The organism is Algibacter amylolyticus (genome assembly GCF_014202225.1).
Lineage (GTDB): Bacteria > Bacteroidota > Bacteroidia > Flavobacteriales > Flavobacteriaceae > Algibacter_B > Algibacter_B amylolyticus.
Genome location: NZ_JACHGE010000001.1, coordinates 520,033 through 541,947, shown reverse-complemented (window position 1 = coordinate 541,947; position 21,915 = coordinate 520,033). Strand labels below are relative to the sequence as shown.

The window sequence follows — 21,915 nt, the reverse complement described above, 5'->3', positions numbered from 1 at the left end:
ATTAAAGACCAAAATCAATGACTAAAAATAAAAAAAACAAGCAAGTAGATAAAGAATTTGGTTTTTCTTCTTGGGCAATTAATAACAAAACAACCATGTATGTTTTAATTGCACTTATATTGTTCCTTGGCGCAGGTTCTTATTTTAGCATGCCTAGAGAGAATTTCCCAGAAATTAAGGAAACCAAAATTTATATAAGCTCCATTTATCCTGGTAACACAGCCGAGGATATCGAAAAACTAATTACCGACCCTATTGAGGACAAACTTAAAACGGTAAGTAATGTTGTTGAAATTACCTCAACATCGCAAGAGGATTACTCGATTGTAATTGTAGAATTTGACGAAAACATATCGGTTGACGCTGCAAAACAGAAAATTAAAGACGAAGTAGACTCGGAAACTGCTGGCGAAGATTGGCCAACATTTAATGGCGCTAAAGTGGAACCTAATGTGTTCGATTTAAGTATGTCTGAAGAAATTCCAATTCTTAACATTAATATTTCTGGAGATTACCCTATTGATAAGCTGAAAGAATATGGCGAATTTCTTGAAGATGAAATTGAAAGTCTGCAAGAAATTAAACAAGTAGATATTCGTGGTGCACAAGAAAAAGAAGTAGAAGTTGCCGTGGACATTTACAAAATGATGGCAGCTCAAGTAAGTTTCGACGATATTATAAACACTATAAGTAGAGAAAATGTTACCATGTCTGCGGGTAATTTAATTACTAGCGGACAACGCCGAACTATAAGAATTATAGGGGAAATTGACGAGCCCAAAGAACTTGAAAACTTTGTAGTAAAGGCAGAAAACAACAACCCTATTTATTTAAAAGATGTCGCTGTTGTTAGTTTTAAGGATGAAGACAAAACTACCTACGCCCGCGAATTTGGTCATCCAGTAGTAATGCTGGATGTTAAAAAACGAGCTGGAAAAAACATGGTTGCTGCCGCCGAACAAATTCAAGCCATAGTTAAAGACGCTATTGCAAACACCTTTCCTCCAGATTTAACCGTTACAATTGCCAACGATCAATCTTCAAAAACCATTGGTCAGGTAGACGATTTAGTAAACAATATCATATTCGGTATTATATTGGTTGTAACCGTTTTAATGTTCTTTTTAGGATTTAAAAATGCCTTATTTGTTGGGTTTGCCATTCCTATGTCTATGTTTATGTCGTTAATGATATTAGACCTTTTAGGCTACACCATGAACACCATGATTCTTTTCGGATTAATTATGGGGCTTGGTATGCTTGTAGATAATGGTATTGTTGTGGTAGAAAACGTGTACCGTTTAATGAGCGAAGAAGGCATGAGCAGAATTGAAGCCGCAAAAAAAGGTATTGGCGAAATTGCATACCCTATTATCATTTCAACTTTAACAACAGTTGCAGCTTTTGTACCGCTTGGTTTATGGCCAGGTGTAATGGGGCAGTTTATGAAGTATTTCCCCATAACCTTATCAGTAGTTTTAGGGTCTTCATTATTTGTTGCCATTTTCTTTAACTCGGTTATGGTATCTCAATTTATGACCATTGAAGATAAAGACATGCCGCTAAAAAACATCATAAAAATTTCAGCTATTGTTGGAGGTCTTGGGTTATTAATTTTAATTACTGGAGGCGCTTATCGTGGTTTAGGAACTTTAATGATTGTAACGGTGATTTTACTTTGGATTTACCGCTTATTTTTAAGAAGTTGGTCCAACGGGTTTCAAAATAAAATATTGCCAACATGGGAGCGTATTTACGAGAAATCATTACGATTTGCTTTAAGCGGAAGAAAACCTATTGCGATTACCATTAGCACTTTTGCACTGCTTATAGTAGCCTTTATGGGCTTTGGTGCATCGGTTGGAAGCCAACGTACAAAAGTAGAATTCTTTCCAGATAACACACCAAATCAAATTATAGTTTATATAGAATACCCTGAAGGTACAGATATTAAAAAAACTAATGCCATTACAAAAGATATAGAACAACGTGTATATAAAATCATTAATGATGAAGCTTATATGGACGGTGATTTTAATTTCTTAACCGAAAGCGCTGTATCGCAAGTTGGTGAAGGTGCTGGCAACCCTCAAACCGATGGTGGTTCTGCTGCCGAAATGCCGCATCGTGGAAAAATTACAGCCACCATGCGCGAATACAAATTTAGGCGAGGTACGGATAGTCAAGAACTTCTTAAAAAAGTTCAAGAAGATTTAAAAGACATTTATCCAGGAGTTGCTATTTCTGTTGAAAAGGATGCTGCGGGACCACCGGCAGGATACCCCATTAACGTAGAGTTAGAAGGTGATGATTACAGCGAATTAATTGCTACTGCCGAAAACATGCGCGATTTTATTAATACTAAAAACATACAAGGTATTGATGAACTAAAAATTGACGTTAATAAATCGAAACCATCAATGCAAGTTTTGGTTGATAGAAAAAAAGCTGGTGAGTTAGGTGTTAGCGCCGGACAAGTTGGACAGCAACTTCGTAATTCTATTTTTGGAGCTAAAGCAGGTGTTTACAAAGAAGATGGAGAAGATTACGATATTTATGTTCGTTTTAATGAAGAGAACAGATACAATACAAGTGCTATTTTTAACCAGAAAATAACGTTTAGAGATATGGCTTCTGGACAAATAAAAGAAGTACCTGTATCTACTGTTGCAAAACAAAGTAATAACTCTGGTTTTAGCGCTATTAAACATAAAGATGTTAAACGAGTTGTTACGCTATATTCCGCTTTAGCTCCTGGTTTTACAGATGCTGCAGCCATTGTAGCTAAAATTCAAAACGAAATGCAAGGGTTTACTCAAAAACCAGATAATGTAAGTATCGATTATACCGGTCAAATAGAAGAGCAAAACAAGCAAATGGCCTTTTTAATGGGTGCCTTTTTTACAGGTTTAGGTTTAATTTTCTTCATATTAATATTCCAATTTAATTCGGTTTCCAAACCCGGAATTATTATGATTGCTATATTTTTAAGTTTAATTGGCGTATTTGGAGGTATTGTGGCTACGGGAAGCTCTTTCGTTATAATGATGACCATGATGGGAATTATATCACTAGCCGGTATTGTGGTAAATAACGGTGTGGTACTGCTAGATTATACGCAGCTTTTAATTGATAGAAAGAAACTAAATTACAATTTAGAAGCCGACCAATATTTAGGAAAAAATGATTTAATGGAAGCGATAGTTAAAGGAGGAAAAGCACGTTTACGACCTGTTTTACTTACTGCAATTACCACTATTTTAGGATTAATTCCGCTGGCAACAGGTTTAAATATCAACTTTTTCACCCTATTTAGTGAGTTTGATGCTAATATTTATATGGGTGGTGATAACGTAATTTTCTGGGGCCCACTTGCTTGGACAGTAATTTACGGGCTATTTATAGCTACATTTTTAACATTGATAGTTGTTCCAATTTTATTTTATCTTGTAACCCAATTTAAAATGTGGTTATATAAAGACCGCGTTTCAGATGAAATCGAGTTAATTGAACAAGAAAACTTTAATTTAGACAAACGTTTAGATTAATTAAAACATATTGTAAGTTCTTGATATATGTCGAGACTTTAATTTTGAAATTGTCGTTCGCTTTATAGTGGAATTGACAATACAGTTTAAAACAACTTTCCTATAGGTTGTTTTAAAAGAATCCTTTTGTTCTTTGATCATCAGGATTAGTTAATAGCAAGAAAAGCCCCAACTTATGTTGGGGCTTTTTGATTATTGGCATTTCGCCATTATATTATCTTAATAGTCTCTACCTTAAAATTTAAAGGCTACACTTGCATTTAAAACGGTTCCATTAAAACCAAATTGATTTACTTCCCAAGGGTATTTAAAACGCCCTCCAAGATCGGTAACAAAATCACCTTTAGTATCAATTTCATCTGGATAAACATTAAGTAAATTATTTACCGAAATATTAGCTGAAATTTTTTCGCTAAACTCATAACCAACAATTAAATCTGTAATTACTTTACCAGCAAAAGTTTGATCGAAAGCAGCATCATCTAAAGGCAATGGACCATTTCCTAAATCCGCTCCATTTAAACCATTATTAGCATGTTGCCAGCTAACCTCTCCAAAATAAGTATTATTCAATATAAAATTCCATTTATTTATATTGTAATCCAAACCTAATAAAATTTTAGATTTAGGTCTAGATGAAGTTATTCTAGATTGTTCCTTTCTATTAAAAATATTGTAACCATTTGCTTCTAACAATGCAGGTGTATCAATTTCTCCTTCAATAGTAGTTTCGTTAAAATTGGCAGCCAAAGTAGCGTTTAACCTACCTTCACCTAAATCGATATTAGTATAGTTAACCACTAAATCTAAACCAGTAGTATTCGTATTTACAGCATTTACGAAAAATTTTAAACTTGTAATAGAATTAGCTATTAATATAGTTTCCACTGGGTTTGTAGAAGCGTCGTCTCCATCAAAACCAATTTCTCCTGTAAATAAAACACGATCGTCCACTTTTACATTATAGAAATCTGCCGAAACAGACAAATTAGATTTAATTTTATAAGTAATACCTGCCGAAATATTTTTTGATGTTTCTGCCGTAAGTTGAGGCACACCTAAATCTTCTCTAATAATAGGATCTACATTATTAAATGTTCCTTGATTTGAAATACTCCCTCCAGACACTAAAGTCTGTACATTACTTAAGTATATTTGATGTAAAGATGGTGCTCTAAACCCTGTGCTATAGGATGCTCTTAAAGCTCCTTTATCTCCTAAAGAATAACGCCCACTAACTTTCCATGATACATTATCTCCAAAATCGCTAAAATCTTCATATCGCACTGCTCCACCAATTAACAAAGCATCAGATGGCTCCCACTCTAAATCTCCATAAACACCGTAGTTATGTCTATCTGCACGAACAGCGTTTGAAGGCTGCAAACCAGGAAAAGATTGTGCTCCCCCATTTCCTGTAGGATTGTAATAAGACGCGGCATCTCCTGCTCTAGCAGAAAAATTTTCTTGCTTAATTTCTGCTCCAAAAGCAACATTAACTTGACCTAAACTTCTTGAAAAATCTAAATTTGCTAACGAGTTACTAAATGTGTAACCTCCAACTCCAAATTCGGTTGGACTGTTTGCTCCTAAATCTATATTTAAAGTATTATTTACATCATAATCAATTCTATTCCTTCCGTAGGTCCCACTAAAATCAACATCGAAATTAAACATGTTCCATTTAACACCCGCTGTTAAGTTATTGTCCAAAACATCAGTTTCAAAAGTAGGTTGAAAACCGTTATAGTCGGTACCTGCTTCGTGTAATAAGTTATGAGGGTCACCTACCCAATATGGTGCTCTGTATAAAGCAAAACTTTTACCTTGTCTAGTTGTTACTCCACCAAATGTATAAAACTCACCCGAATCGTTTTTAAACGGAATTCCGGCATTAAAAAACAAATCAAGTTTTTTTAATTCAGGCTGACCAACAGTCATTCCTAAATCTGGATTATCTGCTAACCAAGATCCCCAAGTTGGGTCGCCTGCTTCAACACCAATTAAAACATCTGTTCCTGGAGTTCCAGGTCTATTTGTTTTTTCTTGTTCATAATATCCTGCGGTTACATTTAAATATCCTCCATTATCACCTGATAATCCTGTATTTAAATCCACTCCAAAATTAAAACCATCACCTTCCGTAGTAACTCCAGATTTTACATTTACCGTTGTATATTCTACGTTCTTTTTTAATACCATATTAATTACACCAGCAATCGCATCAGATCCGTACTGTGCCGAAGCACCATCACGTAATACCTCAATACGTTCAATAGCCGCTGCAGGAATACTTTTTAAATCAACACCAACTTCACCTTTTCCTGGTGTATCATTAATATAAACTAAAGCACTTTGGTTTTTTCGTTTTCCATTTACTAAAACCAAGGTTCTACTTGGACCTAAACCACGTAAATCTGCTGGATCAAAATGCGCTGTTGCATCGGATATCGTTTGAGTTGAAGAATTAAAAGAAGGCACCTTGTAAGTCAACATTTTATCTATTGTTGGCTGGCCTGTATTGCGCATTTCCTCTAGACCTATATTATCAATAGGCACTGCAGAATCCAATATTGTTCTTGGTTTTGATCTATTTCCGGTTAAAACTACAGCATCTAGCGCTACCCCAGATTGTAAAGTCACATTTAATATACTAGATGACACTTCAATTTCTTGAGTTTCGTAACCTACATAAGAAAAAACTAGTGTATCTCCATTATTTGCGTTTATTGCGTAATTGCCATCAAAATCGGTTGTGGTTCCAACTGTGGTTCCTTTAACAACGACTGAAACCCCAGGTACGGGTTGCGTTGTATCATCTTTAACAACACCCGAAACATTCTGTCCTAACATTAAATTAGACATACCTAGGAACATTAAAAAAACCAGCGGTTTAAAATGAAATAATTTTCTCATATTATAATTTTTAGTTTAGAATTAGTTAATACGAATATATACTTTTTTGACAAAAGACTCAAAAAACAACACGTATATATACCGTTATTTAATAAAAATAACAACGAAATAATATCATTTTACATGTTTTAAAGAACTATTAATATGAAATTAACAAAAAAAACATTGAATTATAAAAAAATTACCAATAACCCAAAAAGACTCATTTCAAGGTGTAATAAAAAAAAAGACATGTTAATTAAAAACTAACATGCCTTTTCTTATTAATATAAAATTTAATTATTTTAATACGAATGTTAACCTACCAAATACATAACGTCCGTTGTTACCAAACTGCGACACACGACGTGAGTAAACAAATTGATTACTGGAAGTTAAATATCCTGGTAATTCATCTGGATAAACATCTAATAAGTTATTTGCACCAACTGTTAGTCTTAACTCATCACTAAAGTTATAACCTATAGTTAAATCGGTAACCACATTAGATCCTATTTCTGGGTGACCACCATCTGTTAAGTTTCCTGTATCGAAAACACTACCAAAAAATGCATTTCTTAAGAAGATACTCCAATCGCCCATTTCTAAGTTATGAGATAAGTTCGCTTTAACTCGAGGTACGGCAAGTTCTAAATATACTCTAGAACCTTCATCAAAATAGTTATCTAATAAACCTGCATCAGTTAAAAGATCACTACCTTTTGTAGCGCCTACTTTTTTAGTTTTTGAGTACGTGGCAGCTAAATTATTAGTTAATCTTCCTTCACCCACATTTGCTTTATGAGAAACAACCACATCTAAACCATTTGTTTCCGTATCTATGGCGTTGGCAAAAAATGCCGCTTGACCAATTCCAAGGTTCGTAAAAATATCTGATAATGGTGTTCCATCATTAGGATTACCGAAATTTCCTGTATATGTAATTCTGTCATCTATAGCTATAAAATATCCATCTATAGTTACTGTTAAATTAGCATCTGGTATTTTAGTAGTAAATCCTAAACTAGCATTAAATGAAGTTTCCTCCTTTAATTTAGGAATTCCAACTAGTTTAGCCGCTCTAGAACTATTAGTAAACGTCCCTACCTCTTGTGCAATTCCTTGGTCATTAAATAATGTATTCGATTTGCTATAAAATTGCTGATGTAAAGAAGGCGCTCTAAAACCAGTACTTAAAGCACCTCTAATGTTTGTATTATCGCTAAGTTTATAACGCATTGCTAATTTACCATTTAATGTACTTCCAAAATCACTAAAGTCTTCAAAACGCACTGCACCACTCATCAAAAACTCCTCAGTAATATCTGCTTCAACATCAACATACAAAGCCATACTATTTCTTCTAGCATCAATAGCATTTTCTGGTGTAAACCCTGAAAACACTTGAGCTCCAGCACTTGCCTGATTACCAAAAAAGTCAGTAACTTGTAACGTTGGGTCTTCAGCCGCAGCTGCTGTTTCCACTTCTCCATTTACATCATACTTAGCATAAGACGACTCTTCACCAGCTTCAATAAAGTAATTTTCAACACGATATTCTGCACCAAAAGCAATATTTAAGCCAGACATAATATCATCATAAAACTTAGACATATCAAAATTAACCGTGTTTTGTTGAAAACCGTTTAATCCAGCATCAAACTCCGTTGGAGATGAAGCTTGTAAGTAAAAGTTAGTAGTATTGGTAATATTGTATGCAAAAGTATTTAAACCCCAAGTATGAGATAAATCGATATTCCAATCATTAATTTTACCTTGAATACCAAAACCTAAAGATTTATCAATGATATCAGACTCGATATCTGGTAAGAATCCATTAATATAAGATAAAGTATTTCCTCTACCAGATGAATGCCCAGGCGTTCTATAAAACCCAGAAGCATCACCATGACGATAAGATAAACCACCAAAAGCATATAATTTGGCTTCACTTTCAGCATCTCCTAAAGGGATTTCTAGGTTCCCCATAAATTGACCTTGATCTAAAGCAGATTGCCCTACACTCATATTATAATCACTTCTTGTTTGTCCTCTTGCAGCTAATTCTGCGTCCGTAACATCCAAGCCAGATAAAATTCCAGCAGTCTGATCTCCAGTAATTGTATTGTATCCTGACAATTCTTCAATACTTGAAGCTCCTGCAATTTGCCCTTGCAATCCGGCATCAAAATGATCTACTTGGGCTGCAAAATCTTTAATAGCATCTAAATCAGTTCGTAAATCTGATAGATTAAAACCAGCTTGATTGGCTTGCCATTCTATAGAATTATAAGCATGGAAAATCGCACCACTATTCGCACGAGCACGAGACGTTCTTTCACGTGTTGTTAATGAACCCGTCATATTAATGAACCCGCCATTTTCACCTAATGGAATACCGTAGTTTAGATCGATTTGAGTTTTCTCTCCATCGGTTCCACCTTCATGATCATTTCCATTTTTAGACATATTAGCACCCGTGGTAATTGCAGCCGTTAGCTCGTTAACATTGTCTTTTAATACAATATTAATAACCCCCGCAATAGCATCAGATCCATATTGCGCAGCAGCACCATCACGTAAAACTTCAATTCGTTTAATTGATGCAGCAGGAATAGCATTTAAATCTGTACCAACAGAACCTCGCCCTGGCGTACCATTAACATTTACTAAAGATGAGGTATGTCTTCTTTTTCCATTTACTAAAACCAATACTTGATCTGGTCCAAGACCTCTTAGTTGAGCAGGATCAATATGATCTGTTCCATCGGCAACTGTTTGTGTATTAGATGAAAATGAAGGCGCCACATAATTTAATATTTGTGTTACCGAAACTTGCGGACCAGCTGTTACTAAATCGGCCATATCAATAACATCTACAGGAACTGCTGTATCAACAGATGTCCTGCTTGGATTTCTAGATCCAATTAAAACCACTTCATTTAAAGCAACTCCAGATTGCATTGTCACATTAATAACCGTACCTGAAACGCTTTTTTCTTGCGTTTCATAACCTACATACGAAAACACTAAAACATCTCCCGTTTTTGCATTAACATTGTATTTTCCGTCAAAGTCTGTTGTTGTACCAGTTGTGGTACCTTTCACAATAACAGACACACCTGGTAAGCCACCAGAATCATCTTTAACAGTTCCTGAAACTTCTTGGGCCATTGCCGATCCTGATAGACCTATAAAAAATAGAAACATCAGACATTTTAAATGTAAAATTTTACTCATAGTTATTATTTATTTTGAATTAGTTCTAGCTAATATATGCATATTATATTGTAATTTAAATACTTACACGCAAAACATTATTTACATAATAGACTTAACTGAGTAAAAACTTCTAAATAAAAAAAACTTAATCGCCTCAACTTTATTGTAAATAAAAATTCAAAAAAAACACATAAACACATAACATTCAGACACCTAAAAAAAAAACTATAAATCACACTACATAAAATTAAAACGTACATTTAACGTTTTATTGCCGATCAATAATTATTTTATTTAATCTAAAAAATATCAAGATCTTAGAAAAATACATCAATCACAATCTAAAAAATAGCACACTTATATTCCAAAAACCTCATTTACTTAAAAAAACATATATAAAAATTAATACTCTACTCTATTTCATTAAATTTGCACATCAAAATTTTACTATGTACAGAAGTCATAATTGCGGCGAATTAACAGCAGCAAATATAAATACAGAAGTTACCCTATCTGGTTGGGTACAAAAGTCTAGAGATAAAGGTTTTATTGTTTGGGTCGATTTACGCGATCGTTACGGTATTACACAACTTGTTTTCGACGAGGAACGTACCTCGAAAACGCTAATTGAACAAGCTCAAAACTTAGGTCGCGAATTTGTAATTCAAGTTAAAGGAGAGGTTATTGAGCGTGCTTCTAAAAATCCAAATATCCCAACTGGTGATATCGAAATTTTAGTCTCAGAATTAACAATTTTAAACAAATCTTTGTTACCACCTTTTACTATCGAAGATAAAACCGATGGTGGCGAGGATATTAGAATGAAATATCGATATTTAGATATTCGTCGTAACCCTGTAAAAAACAGCTTAATATTTAGACATAAAGTAACTCAAGAAGTTCGTAATTACCTTTCAAAAGAAGGTTTTATAGAAGTTGAAACGCCATATTTAATTAAATCTACACCAGAAGGTGCGCGCGATTTTGTGGTACCATCTAGAATGAACGAAGGACAATTTTACGCCCTTCCGCAATCGCCACAAACATTCAAGCAATTGCTTATGGTTGGTGGCATGGATAAGTACTTCCAGATTGTAAAATGTTTTAGAGACGAAGATTTACGTGCCGACAGGCAGCCAGAATTTACACAAATTGATTGTGAAATGGCGTTTATCGAGCAAGAAGATATATTAAATGCTTTTGAAGGCTTAACAAGACATTTACTGAAAGAAGTAAATGGTGTTGATGTTGAAAAATTCCCAAGACTATTATACGACGATGCTATGCGTTTATACGGAAACGACAAACCAGACATTCGTTTTGGGATGGAATTTGGCGAGCTAAACGAAGTAACGCAACATAAAGAATTTGGTGTTTTTAATAATGCTGAATTAGTAGTTGGTATTGCGGTTCCAGGAGGAAACAGTTATACCAGAAAAGAAATAGATAAATTAATTGATTGGGTAAAGCGTCCGCAAGTAGGAGCTTTAGGCATGATTTATTCGCGTTGTAACGACGATGGTTCATTTAAATCTTCAGTAGACAAGTTTTACGACCAAGAGGATTTAGCCAAATGGGCAGAAATTACTGGAGCCAAAAAAGGCGATTTAGTTTGTGTACTTTCTGGAGATACTAATAAAGTGCGTGCACAATTAAGTGCATTACGTATGGAATTAGCAGAGCGCTTAGGCTTAAGAGATCCCAAAGTATTCGCACCATTATGGGTTATAGATTTCCCTTTATTAGAATTAGATGAAGAAACGGGTCATTACCACGCTATGCACCATCCATTTACTTCGCCTAAACCAGGCCAATTAGAATTATTAGAAACTAACCCTGGAGAAGTAAAAGCTAATGCTTACGATTTAGTTTTAAACGGAAACGAAATTGGTGGTGGATCTATAAGAATTCACGATAAACAAACACAAGCCATAATGCTAAAACATTTAGGCTTCTCTGACGAAGACGCTAAAGCACAATTTGGCTTTTTAATGGATGCTTTCGAGTATGGCGCGCCACCACACGGTGGTTTAGCTTTTGGTTTAGATAGATTGGTTGCTATTTTAGGCGGACAAGAAACTATTAGAGATTTTATTGCTTTCCCAAAAAACAATTCGGGTCGCGATGTCATGATAGACGCTCCTGCTCCAATTGATGATGAGCAGTTAAGCGAATTAAGCTTAAAACTTAATTTAAAATCATAAAAATTAAATCCTGCGCTTTGCAGGATTTTTTATTAGTTTTATATCATGCCATCACTAACAAAAAAACCACTACGTAAATTTCTACTCTGGAAATATAAATATATTTCAGAGCGACAATTTATTTATGCACTAAGTATCCTCGTAGGCTTCTTAGCAGGTTTAGGTACGGTAACACTTAAAAACTTAACGCACTATATACGCTTACTTTTTAAGTTAGAGTTTTTTAATAATTATCAAAACTCGTTGTACTTCATTTTCCCAATGATAGGACTGTTCCTGGTGTATGTTATAAAACAAATTTGGTTAAAAAAACATATTGGTCATGGTATATCATCAACACTATACGCCATTTCAAAACTTAATGGCATCATTCCACGATACAATATTTACGCTGCATTAATAACAGCACCATTAACTGCTGGTTTTGGTGGATCGGTAGGTTTACAAGGTCCCGCAGTAAGTGTAGGTTCCGCGTTAGGCTCTAATGCTGCACGCTTGTTTAGAATGAACACCAAAACACGCATGCTACTTATTGGTTGTGCCGCCGCAGGTGCTATGGCATCCATGTTTAAAGCGCCCATTGCAGCCATTATTTTCGCCATAGAAATTTTCAGTCTCGATATTGCATTTGCATCCCTAGTACCTTTACTTTTAGCATCTGTTTCAGCAGTGGTAACTTCTTATATGTTTTTAGGAACCGATGTATTACTACGCTTCCAATTAACCGATAAATTTGAAATAAACGACATTGCATTTTACGTGCTATTAGCAGTTGTTACCGGTCTTGCATCCGTATATTTTTCAAAAGTATTTTTTGGCATAACCAACTTTTTTAAGCAATTTGAAAGTAGAGCCGTGCGACTAATAATTGGTGGTTTAGCCATTGGCACCATGCTTTATTTTGTGCCACCACTTTATGGTGAGGGTTATGGTATTATGAACAACCTTTTAAAAGGCGATCACTTAGCAGCCATTGGCACAACACCTTTCGATTTAGATTTAACCAATATCTGGATAGTTATTGCATTACTACTAGGCATCGGTATATTTAAAGCCATTGCCATGACCACCACTTTTGGTGCCGGCGGCGTTGGTGGAGTATTTATCCCAACCTTAGTAATGGGAAATGTTTTAGGAAATGCGTTTGCAAAAATCATCAATAATATGGGGTTAGACTTTCACGTATCCGAGTCCAATTTCACATTAATTGGTATGACGGGTTTAATGGCAGGAGTACTTCACGCGCCACTAACCGCTATTTTCCTTATTGCCGAAATTACTGGAGGATACGAGCTTTTTGTACCATTAATGATTGTTTCTGCAATTTCATTTGCCATTACAAAATACTACGTATCTCATTCCATATATACCTTAAAATTAGCAGAACGTGGTGAGCTTATGACTCACGATAAAGACAAAAATGTACTTATGGTTTTAGATATCGATAAGGTTGTAGAAACCAATTTTATCATCCTAAAACCCGAAATGAAACTAGGGGACATACTAAAAAACGCAGTCGCAAAATCCTCTAGAAACCATTTCCCTGTAGTTAATGACAATCACGAATTTTTAGGTGTCATCCGTTTAGACGATATCCGCCACATGATGTTCGACACCGAACTATACGACAAAGTAGACGCTGCAAGCCTATTACACGCCGATGCTGGCATTATAAATTACGAAAGCGATAACATGAACGTCATCATGGATAAATTCAAGTCCAGTGGTGCATGGAACTTGCCAGTGGTAAAAAACGGCAAATATTACGGCTACATATCCCGCTCCAAACTCCTAACCGCGTACAGGCAACAATTAATCAACTTCACCCAATAGCATTCAGCATGAGATACATTATTTATATTCTAGCCATTGCCGCATTTACAAGTATCATTTTAGGGTTCTCCCTAGATGTCGAATATTCCGAAAAACTAATAGGTTTCGGCGTAACCGGTTTATTTTTAGTGGTATTTCCATTGTACACCTACTACAGCTGGAAAGATAAAAACATGAAAGATTACATGCTCACCAAAGAAAACCTTGATAAAATGCGCGAAACCCAAAAGCATAAAAAGTATTAAAATTTGGGCGTTCCCCGAAAAGGGTCGGGCTTTCACTACTCAATCTTTTTGTGAAAAGCAAAAAGGATTTCAAACAAACCGTTCAATCCCTAACGCGGGTTAGTCAGCAAAAGACAGTGCACAATTAACATGTATTTAGCATCCTAAAACAACACACCCCTTAATCCCCTCTTATTAGAGGGGAAACTCATGCGCTAAATAATTATAACAAGTATTCGTTTTTTTTAAGGCAACAGTTTCCTTAAGGGAGGTGTAAATTTATATTCTAATTCAAATTCCGTTTCTCAACAAAAAATCGTTTCATAAGCGCCGAAGCCTCCTCAGCCAATACACCCCCAGAAATTTCAGTTTTAGGATGCAACTTGGTATTTAAATTAATGCAACCACGAGCTTCATCTCTAGCACCATAAACTATTTTAGAAATCTGACTCCAATACAACGCGCCCGCACACATTTGGCAAGGCTCTAACGTTACATACAAGGTACATTTATTAAGATATTTACCACCCAAAAAATTAGAGGCCGCAGTTATGGCTTGCATTTCGGCATGAGCCGTAACATCCGTTAATGTTTCGGTTAAGTTATGTCCGCGAGCAATTACTCTATTATCAATAGTAATTACAGCACCAACAGGAATTTCACCTTGTTCAAAAGCAGCTTCAGCCTCCTGTAGCGCTTTCTTCATAAAATAAGTATCGTCAAAAGGTTCTATCATGATAGCAAAAATACAAATTCATTCTTGTACTTTTGCGTTGTGCAAAAAAGTCTATTAAAACAAATTAACACCCCTAAAGAACTCCGTCTTTTAAACCAAAAAGACCTAACTCAACTTGCCAAAGAGCTACGCGAATTCATCATTAATATTGTCGCTACAAAAGAAGGGCATTTAGGAGCTAGTTTAGGTGTTGTTGAACTTACCATAGCCTTGCATTATGTTTTTAACACACCAACAGACCAACTTATTTGGGATGTTGGTCACCAAGCCTACGGACATAAAATTTTAACAGGTCGAAGAGACAATTTTCATACCAACCGCCAACTTGGAGGCATTAGCGGATTCCCAAAACGAGAAGAAAGCATATATGATACTTTTGGTGTCGGGCATTCTTCTACCTCAATATCTGCAGCCTTAGGAATGGCAATTGCCTCACAATTAAAAGGCGATAACAAACACCATATTGCAGTAATTGGAGATGCTTCCATTGCTAGCGGAATGGCTTTTGAAGGTTTAAATCATGCAGGCGTTACAAATGCTAACTTGTTAGTTATTTTAAATGATAACGCCATTGGCATAGACCCAAGTGTTGGCGCATTAAAAATGTATTTAACAAACGTAAAAAAAGGCACCCAAAAACAAGATAATATTTTTGAAGCCTTAAATTTTGACTATTCCGGACCTATTGATGGCCACAATTTAGATGAAGTCATTAAAGAGTTAGAACGTTTAAAAACCGTAAAAGGCCCAAAGTTTTTGCACATTATTACTACAAAAGGTAAAGGTTTAAAACAAGCCGAAGCCGACCAAGTTAAGTACCACGCTCCAGGAAAATTTGATGCTAAAACTGGCGACTTACCTATTAAATCTACCCAAATTCAAGCACCAAAATACCAAGATGTTTTTGGACACACCATTGTAGAATTAGCAAAACTAAATAAAAACATTGTAGGTATTACACCTGCAATGCCCACAGGAAGCTCCTTAAAATACATGATGGAGCAAATTCCAGATCGCGCTTTCGATGTTGGCATTGCCGAACAACATGCCGTAACTCTAGCCGCAGGAATGGCGACACAAGGTTTAATACCGTTTTGTAATATCTACTCCACGTTTTTACAACGTGCTTACGATCAAATAATACACGATGTAGCCATACAAAAACTACCCGTTATTTTTTGTTTAGATCGTGCTGGTTTGGTTGGTGAAGATGGTGCTACACACCACGGCGTTTTCGATTTAAGTTATTTACGTTGCATCCCGAACCTCATCATATTTGCGCCAAAAAACGAGATAGAGTTACGTAACATAATGTACACTGCGCAATTAGGTTTAAAGCAACCTATTGCGATTCGATACCCAAGAGGACGTGGTGTTACTATAGATTGGAAACAACCATTTTCTAAAATTGAGATTGGTAAAGGAGTTACCCTTAATAAAGGAAACAAACTTGCTGTTTTAAGCATTGGCACTATGGCGCAAAATGTTTCCGAAGCCATAAAAGATTTAAATGTTTCGCATTACGATATGCGTTTTGTAAAACCTTTAGATGAAAATTTGCTTCATACCATTTTTAAAACTTATGGGACTGTTGTTACCGTTGAAGACCATACTATTAAAGGCGGATTTGGAAGTGCTATTTTAGAGTTTACTTCTGAAAATGGTTATAAAAATACTATTAAAACATTGGGGATTCCTGATGATTTTGTGGAACAGGGTACTTTAGCCGAACTTCAGGAATCTGTAGGTTTGGATGTTGAAAGCTTGAAGTCGATTTTTAGTGAACTTTCCTAACAATTGCTTCCCAACTATTTTATTTAAATTATTTAATTTCCTTCAGCGCTTAATAACCAGTTTTATTATAACAAACTCACATAAGGGATTACTAACTCATGGAAAATCCGGGATATTTTAAAATGTAGACATTTATTTAATCGACCAATAACATAAAATATACAAATTAGTCTTAAAAGCTACGAAACCACTTTAAAAAAGGGTGTTTACTCATAGAATTGATTAATATTTTACTATTTTTATTACAAATAGATTGATAAAATGGCACATTTTTTAAGTAGAATATTTTTTACTATAATATTCTACACACTAATAATTACTAGCCTTAATGCTCAGTCTAATAATAAATTCTTAGAGCAAATTGGTATTGAGAAAGGGCTTTCATCCAATTATCCTAATAATATTATTCAAGACTCAAAAGGCTTTATTTGGATAGGCACCAACAATGGATTAAATAGATACGACGGTTATCAGTTTAAAATATTCAAGTACGATGCTAACAACACCAATACCATTTCTGATAATTTGATAACTAATTTATTAGAAGACTCTAATGGAAATATATGGATTGGAACCAGTGGTGGTGGGTTAAACCTTTACAATACAACTACAGATGTTATAACACGTTTGGAGCAAAACACAAACGATGCAACGTCCATAAGCAGTAACATTGTAAATCAAATATACCAAGACAGCAAGTCTAGACTTTGGGTGGCCACAAAAAACGGTTTAAATTCATTGGACCCTACAACCATGACTTTTAAAAGTTGGTTGCAACCTAATACGTGCGAAACATGTAAATATTCTATTAAAGGTATCGTAGAAGATCATAAGGGAAACCTTTGGATAGGCGATGAATTTTATGGACTTTATTACTTTAACCCTGAGAGCGGAGAATTTACCAAACCTCATTTAAATTACAATGGAGAACATCGATTACCATCAGATTTTATACATGATTTAGATTTCCATGAAGGCACCCTTTATGTAGCCACAGATAATGGCATTGCATTATTAAATACGCTAACCGAAACCTATGAAAACATTCCTATAGAAGATATTAACGATAAAAATTTAGTAGAAAACGTTTATATATGGAGCCTTTATAATGATAATAATGGAGGGATTTGGCTATGTACAAATGGTAATGGTTTAATACACTACAAAATAGGCACAAACCATGTTTCTATTTACAAAGCCGATGGAAACTCCGATTATAAAATTGGCAATAATTTAGTACAAGATGTACTTGTTGACAAATCTAAAAACATTTGGATAGCCACACGAGGAAACGGATTGAATAAATTCAATTTAAAAAACCTCATTTTTAAACATTGGGAATACGACAGCAACAATAGTAATTCGTTAATAAATAATGATGTTAGGGCTATGCATCAAGATGCCAACGGTACCGTATGGATTGGGACTAGCAATGGCCTAAGTCGATTTAACCCTGCATCTAATTTATTCAAAAATTACATAAAAGACTTTAATTATAAAGCCGATGCCAAAAAACCAAAAATACGAGCTATTTACCGTTCTAAAAATAAAGATTTGTGGGTAGCTACACAAGGCGGCGCACTGTATAAATATCACCAAAAACAAGACCGATTTATATTGGCAAAGGATTTTGCCAATAATCCGTTAGCAACTAAAATACGTCACATTGAAACTATTTATGAGCCAGAAGATGGCATATTATGGCTTGGTACCATAGGAACTGGCATACTTTCCTACAACACAGTAACTAACGAGTTTAAAACAATATATCCAAAAAATATCGCAGAAAAACCTTTACTTAATCTATATGTAAACTGTGTATTAAAACATTCTGAAACAGAAGTATGGATTGGTAGTAACAGAGGATTGATTTTACTAAACACCAAAACCCATACCTATAAATTATGGGATTATACTGAAGGTTGCGAAAACTGCATTGTTGGCAATAAAATTCGTTCTTTATACCGCGATAGTAGTAATAAAATATGGATTGGAACCAGGAGTGGCTTATCAATATTTAATCCGGTTTCTGAAAATTTTGAAAACTACGGCATAAATGAAGGCCTACCTAGTGATGTTATCTATGGCATTTTACGGGGTATTGATGGTAATATTTGGCTAACAACCACCAATGGGTTAACTAGAGTAAACCCAAGTAATATGGAATTTAAAAACATAACAGTTCCTGAAAATAACATTCTAGATATGGGAGGTCATGCACAAGGGTTGGATGGCTATTTATTGGTAGGAGGAACAACGGGATTTACAATTTTTAACCCTAATGATTTAAAAACTAATCCGTACATACCAGAAGTTGTTTTTACAGATATTAAGGTTAATAATAAAACTATAGTTTTTGATAAAAGTTTCCCTGAATTGACCTCTATAGACTTGCTGTATGACCAAAACAACTTAACTTTTGAATTTGCAGCTTTAGAATATACTAATTCGCCACTTAATAGATACCAGTATAAATTAGAAGGATTTAATGATGATTGGGTGGAATATGGCAACAAACACGATCTTACCTTTACAAATTTAGATCCAAAAAAATACGTATTAAAAATAAAAGGCTCTAACAATGAAGGTGTTTGGAATGAAGAACCAACAACACTAATTATAAAAATAAAACCACCTTGGTGGGGAACACTTTGGTTTAAAATACTTAGTGTCCTCCTATTTTTTGGGTCTATTTTTACAATTTTTTATTTACGCGTAACAGCATTAAAGAGAAGAGAAGCCTTCTTGCAAAAGGAAGTATCGAAACAAACCAAAGAGCTGCTAGAAAACAATAAAGAATTAGAGGAGTTACATAGAGAAAAGGATGGGATTATTGGAATTATAGCCCATGATTTGCGAGGGCCTTTAAACAATATTTATGGCCTTAGCCATTTACTGGAAGACAACGAAAATTTAGATGAAGAACAAAAAACATATATTGGTTATATTAATGAATCTGTTGAAAGTGGAAATAGCTTAATTACAGATTTACTTATAATGAGTAACGTAAACCACCCAGAAACGAGAGTGGATTCTGAAGATTTTGACCTTTCTGAATTTATTGAAGAATGGGAAAAAAGTTATATAACCAGACTACAGAAAAAAGAGCAAAAGCTAAGAAAGTATATCGCTAAAGCACCTCTTAAAATTCATGCAGACAAAAAATTGGTGGGTCGTATTTTTGATAATTTAATGACCAATGCTATTAAGTTTTCGAAACGAGGAAGCCATATTGATTTATTGACAAAGTCTAGTAATGGTTTTATAGTTATTACTTTTAAGGATTATGGTCCTGGTATGTCTGATACCGATAAAAACAAGGCATTTAAAATGTTTCAAAAACTATCGGCACGACCAACCGAGGGCGAGAGTTCTCATGGTTTAGGTTTGGCTATTGTAAAAACACTGGTTGAAAACCTTGAAGGTTCTATTAGCATAGTTAGTAAATTAGGTGAAGGAACAGCGTTTATTGTTAGTCTTCCGGAAGTAAAAAACTAATTAACCTTTAGTATAACATAATAACTGTAATAAAAACAAGATATTGGTAGATATGTGCGTTAGGGATTGAACGCCATGTTTGAAATCCCCGCCCTAAGGCGGGATTGAGTAGTGAAAGCCCGACCCTTGTGGTAACCTGCCTGCCGGCAGGCGCCCAAACACTTATATTTAAAATAATTTATTTAGACATGATTTTTTTTACGCTAACACCCTTGTTGGTAATTAGTTTTACAAAAAACATCTGGTTTCTATATGCTGTTAAATCTAATTTGCTTTTAGCTTGAGATTGACTTGTATAGTTTTTGTTTACTACACTTTCTACTAATGCGCCCTTAAGATCGTATACTTGAATTGCAACATCGGTTTGGTAATCGAAAGAATAATCTATAAACAACTCGTTTTCAAACGGTACGGGATATACACTAAATTTACTGTTGTTATCCAAAGCATTAACAGTTAAAGTCGAATTATCTAAATTCGCTAAAACGACATTTACATTGGATATGTTTGAGGTGTATGGACCATCAACATTATACGAACTAAAAAAGCGTATTGTTAAATTGTCGCCTCCTGAATACTCTTTATTTAAAAATCCAGTCCAGTATAAGGTTGTAGGGCTATCGCTACCCATTGAGCCTGATGTCGATTTGGCAACTTCTTTAAATATAACAGTACCGCCATCATTCAATTCCATTTGAATTTCTTCTGACCAAGCTGTGGTTCCTGATCCGGTCCCTGCAAAATCGGCTGATATTTGATACAATAAATAATCGCCCGTAACTCCTGTGGTAGCAACTGCTACAGACGTGCCTGTTGTTCCGCTTGTAACTGTTCCTACATCGAAACTTGCAAAAGCGTAAGGGTTTGCCTCTGCAATATTTATGTTTACGTTACTTATATTGGATGTGTAAGGTCCCAACGCATCATTAAACGAACTGAAAAAGCGTATTGTTAAATTATCGCCACCTACATATTCTTTATTTAGTATTCCGGTCCAAAACAAGGTTGTAGGGCTATCGTTACCCATTGATCCTGATGTTGACTTGGCAACTTCTGAAAATATAACAGTACCACCATCATTCAATTCCATTTGAATTTCTTCTGACCAAGCGGTAGTTCCGGTTCCTGTTCCCGCAAAATCAGCTGATATTTGGTAAATTAAATAATTACCTGTAATTCCTGTTGTAGTTACCGGAACAGACGTACCTGCTGTTCCACTAGTAACAGTACCTACATCGAAACTTGCAATAGCATAAGGGTTTGCTTCTGTAATATTAACATTTACATTGGTTATATTAGAGGTGTATGGCCCCAACGCATCATTAAACGAACTGAAAAAGCGTATTGTTAAATTATCGCCGCCTACATATGCCTTGTTTAATATTCCGGTCCAATATAAAGTTGTTGGGCTATCGTTACTCATAAATCCTGATGTTGACTTGGAAACTTCTGAAAATATAACAGTACCACCATCATTCAATTCCATTTGAATTTCTTCTGACCAAGCAGTAGTTCCTGAGCCTGTTCCTGCAAAGTCGGCAGATATTTCGTAAATTAAATAATTTCCAGTAACGCCTGCAGTTGGTAATGCGACGGATGTACCTGTTGTTCCGCTGGTAACCGTACCTACATTAAAACTAGTAAAAGTGTGTGTTTGAGCGGCCACCAAAGTAGCACTTAAAAAAATAAATAGAAATAGTGCTTTAGAATAACAACTAATTTGAGAATAAATAAGAGTACATGGTTTGAAAGTAGAATTGATCATAATGATTTATTATATTAATGATTAGTACTTTGCTATTCAATAATTAATAAACCATAGGGAGATAGTGTATTATTACAATTGTAAATATACGAATTAATTTAACTTAGCATGACTTGTTTCTAGATAACGCTATAGTAGTTTTATTTTTATAAAAACCAGCATAATTTAAATAGTAAAAGCTGTTCTATTTTAGCTC

General features: G+C 34.9%; 10 protein-coding genes. 6 read left to right on the top strand and 4 right to left on the bottom strand.

The genetic code is table 11. The annotated features are described in order from the left end of the window. The first annotated feature begins 17 nt into the window (after positions 1-17). Positions 18-3,548, top strand: a complete 3,531-nt coding sequence (locus HNQ90_RS02310) for an efflux RND transporter permease subunit (RefSeq protein WP_144115034.1) — start codon at positions 18-20, stop codon at positions 3,546-3,548. 234 nt (positions 3,549-3,782) lie between these two features. Here HNQ90_RS02310 and HNQ90_RS02305 read toward each other — a convergent pair whose 3' ends face one another. Then, positions 3,783-6,464 carry a TonB-dependent receptor gene (locus tag HNQ90_RS02305; protein WP_241678313.1) on the bottom strand — a complete coding sequence of 894 codons (2,682 nt, stop codon included), beginning with the start codon at positions 6,462-6,464 and terminating at the stop codon, positions 3,783-3,785. Positions 6,465-6,743: 279 nt separating this feature from the next. Next, positions 6,744-9,683 carry a TonB-dependent receptor gene (locus HNQ90_RS02300; RefSeq protein ID WP_144115033.1) on the bottom strand — a complete coding sequence of 980 codons (2,940 nt, stop codon included), beginning with the start codon at positions 9,681-9,683 and terminating at the stop codon, positions 6,744-6,746. A 431-nt stretch (positions 9,684-10,114) separates the two neighbouring features. On the opposite strand from HNQ90_RS02300, the gene aspS reads away from it, so the two are divergent. Genes aspS through HNQ90_RS02285 form a run of 3 tightly spaced genes read left to right on the top strand, consistent with a single transcriptional unit; the run spans position 10,115 to position 13,947 of the window. Next, positions 10,115-11,869 carry an aspartate--tRNA ligase gene (aspS, locus tag HNQ90_RS02295; RefSeq protein WP_144115032.1) on the top strand — a complete coding sequence of 585 codons (1,755 nt, stop codon included), beginning with the start codon at positions 10,115-10,117 and terminating at the stop codon, positions 11,867-11,869. A 45-nt stretch (positions 11,870-11,914) separates the two neighbouring features. Further along, entirely contained in the window at positions 11,915-13,702 is a 1,788-nt protein-coding gene (locus HNQ90_RS02290; protein WP_144115031.1) for a chloride channel protein, read from the top strand. Between the two features lie 8 nt (positions 13,703-13,710). Beyond that, positions 13,711-13,947, top strand: a complete 237-nt coding sequence (locus tag HNQ90_RS02285) for a hypothetical protein (RefSeq protein ID WP_144115030.1) — start codon at positions 13,711-13,713, stop codon at positions 13,945-13,947. Positions 13,948-14,212: 265 nt separating this feature from the next. Here the strand turns inward: HNQ90_RS02285 and HNQ90_RS02280 are convergent, their stop codons facing one another. Then, positions 14,213-14,662, bottom strand: a complete 450-nt coding sequence (locus tag HNQ90_RS02280) for a nucleoside deaminase (RefSeq protein WP_144115029.1) — start codon at positions 14,660-14,662, stop codon at positions 14,213-14,215. Between the two features lie 39 nt (positions 14,663-14,701). Here HNQ90_RS02280 and dxs point away from each other — a divergent pair, with 39 nt between their 5' ends. Both dxs and HNQ90_RS02270 read left to right on the top strand, forming a co-directional pair. Then, positions 14,702-16,456: a 1-deoxy-D-xylulose-5-phosphate synthase gene (dxs, locus tag HNQ90_RS02275; RefSeq protein WP_144115028.1), complete on the top strand. Its 1,755-nt coding sequence runs from the start codon at positions 14,702-14,704 to the stop codon at positions 16,454-16,456. Positions 16,457-16,717: 261 nt separating this feature from the next. Continuing rightward, positions 16,718-19,954 carry a ligand-binding sensor domain-containing protein gene (locus HNQ90_RS02270; RefSeq protein WP_144115027.1) on the top strand — a complete coding sequence of 1,079 codons (3,237 nt, stop codon included), beginning with the start codon at positions 16,718-16,720 and terminating at the stop codon, positions 19,952-19,954. 178 nt (positions 19,955-20,132) lie between these two features. Here the strand turns inward: HNQ90_RS02270 and HNQ90_RS02265 are convergent, their stop codons facing one another. Beyond that, a complete protein-coding gene (locus HNQ90_RS02265) occupies positions 20,133-21,719 on the bottom strand; it encodes a T9SS type A sorting domain-containing protein (protein WP_144115026.1) in 1,587 nt (528 codons plus the stop codon). Positions 21,720-21,915: the final 196 nt, after the last annotated feature.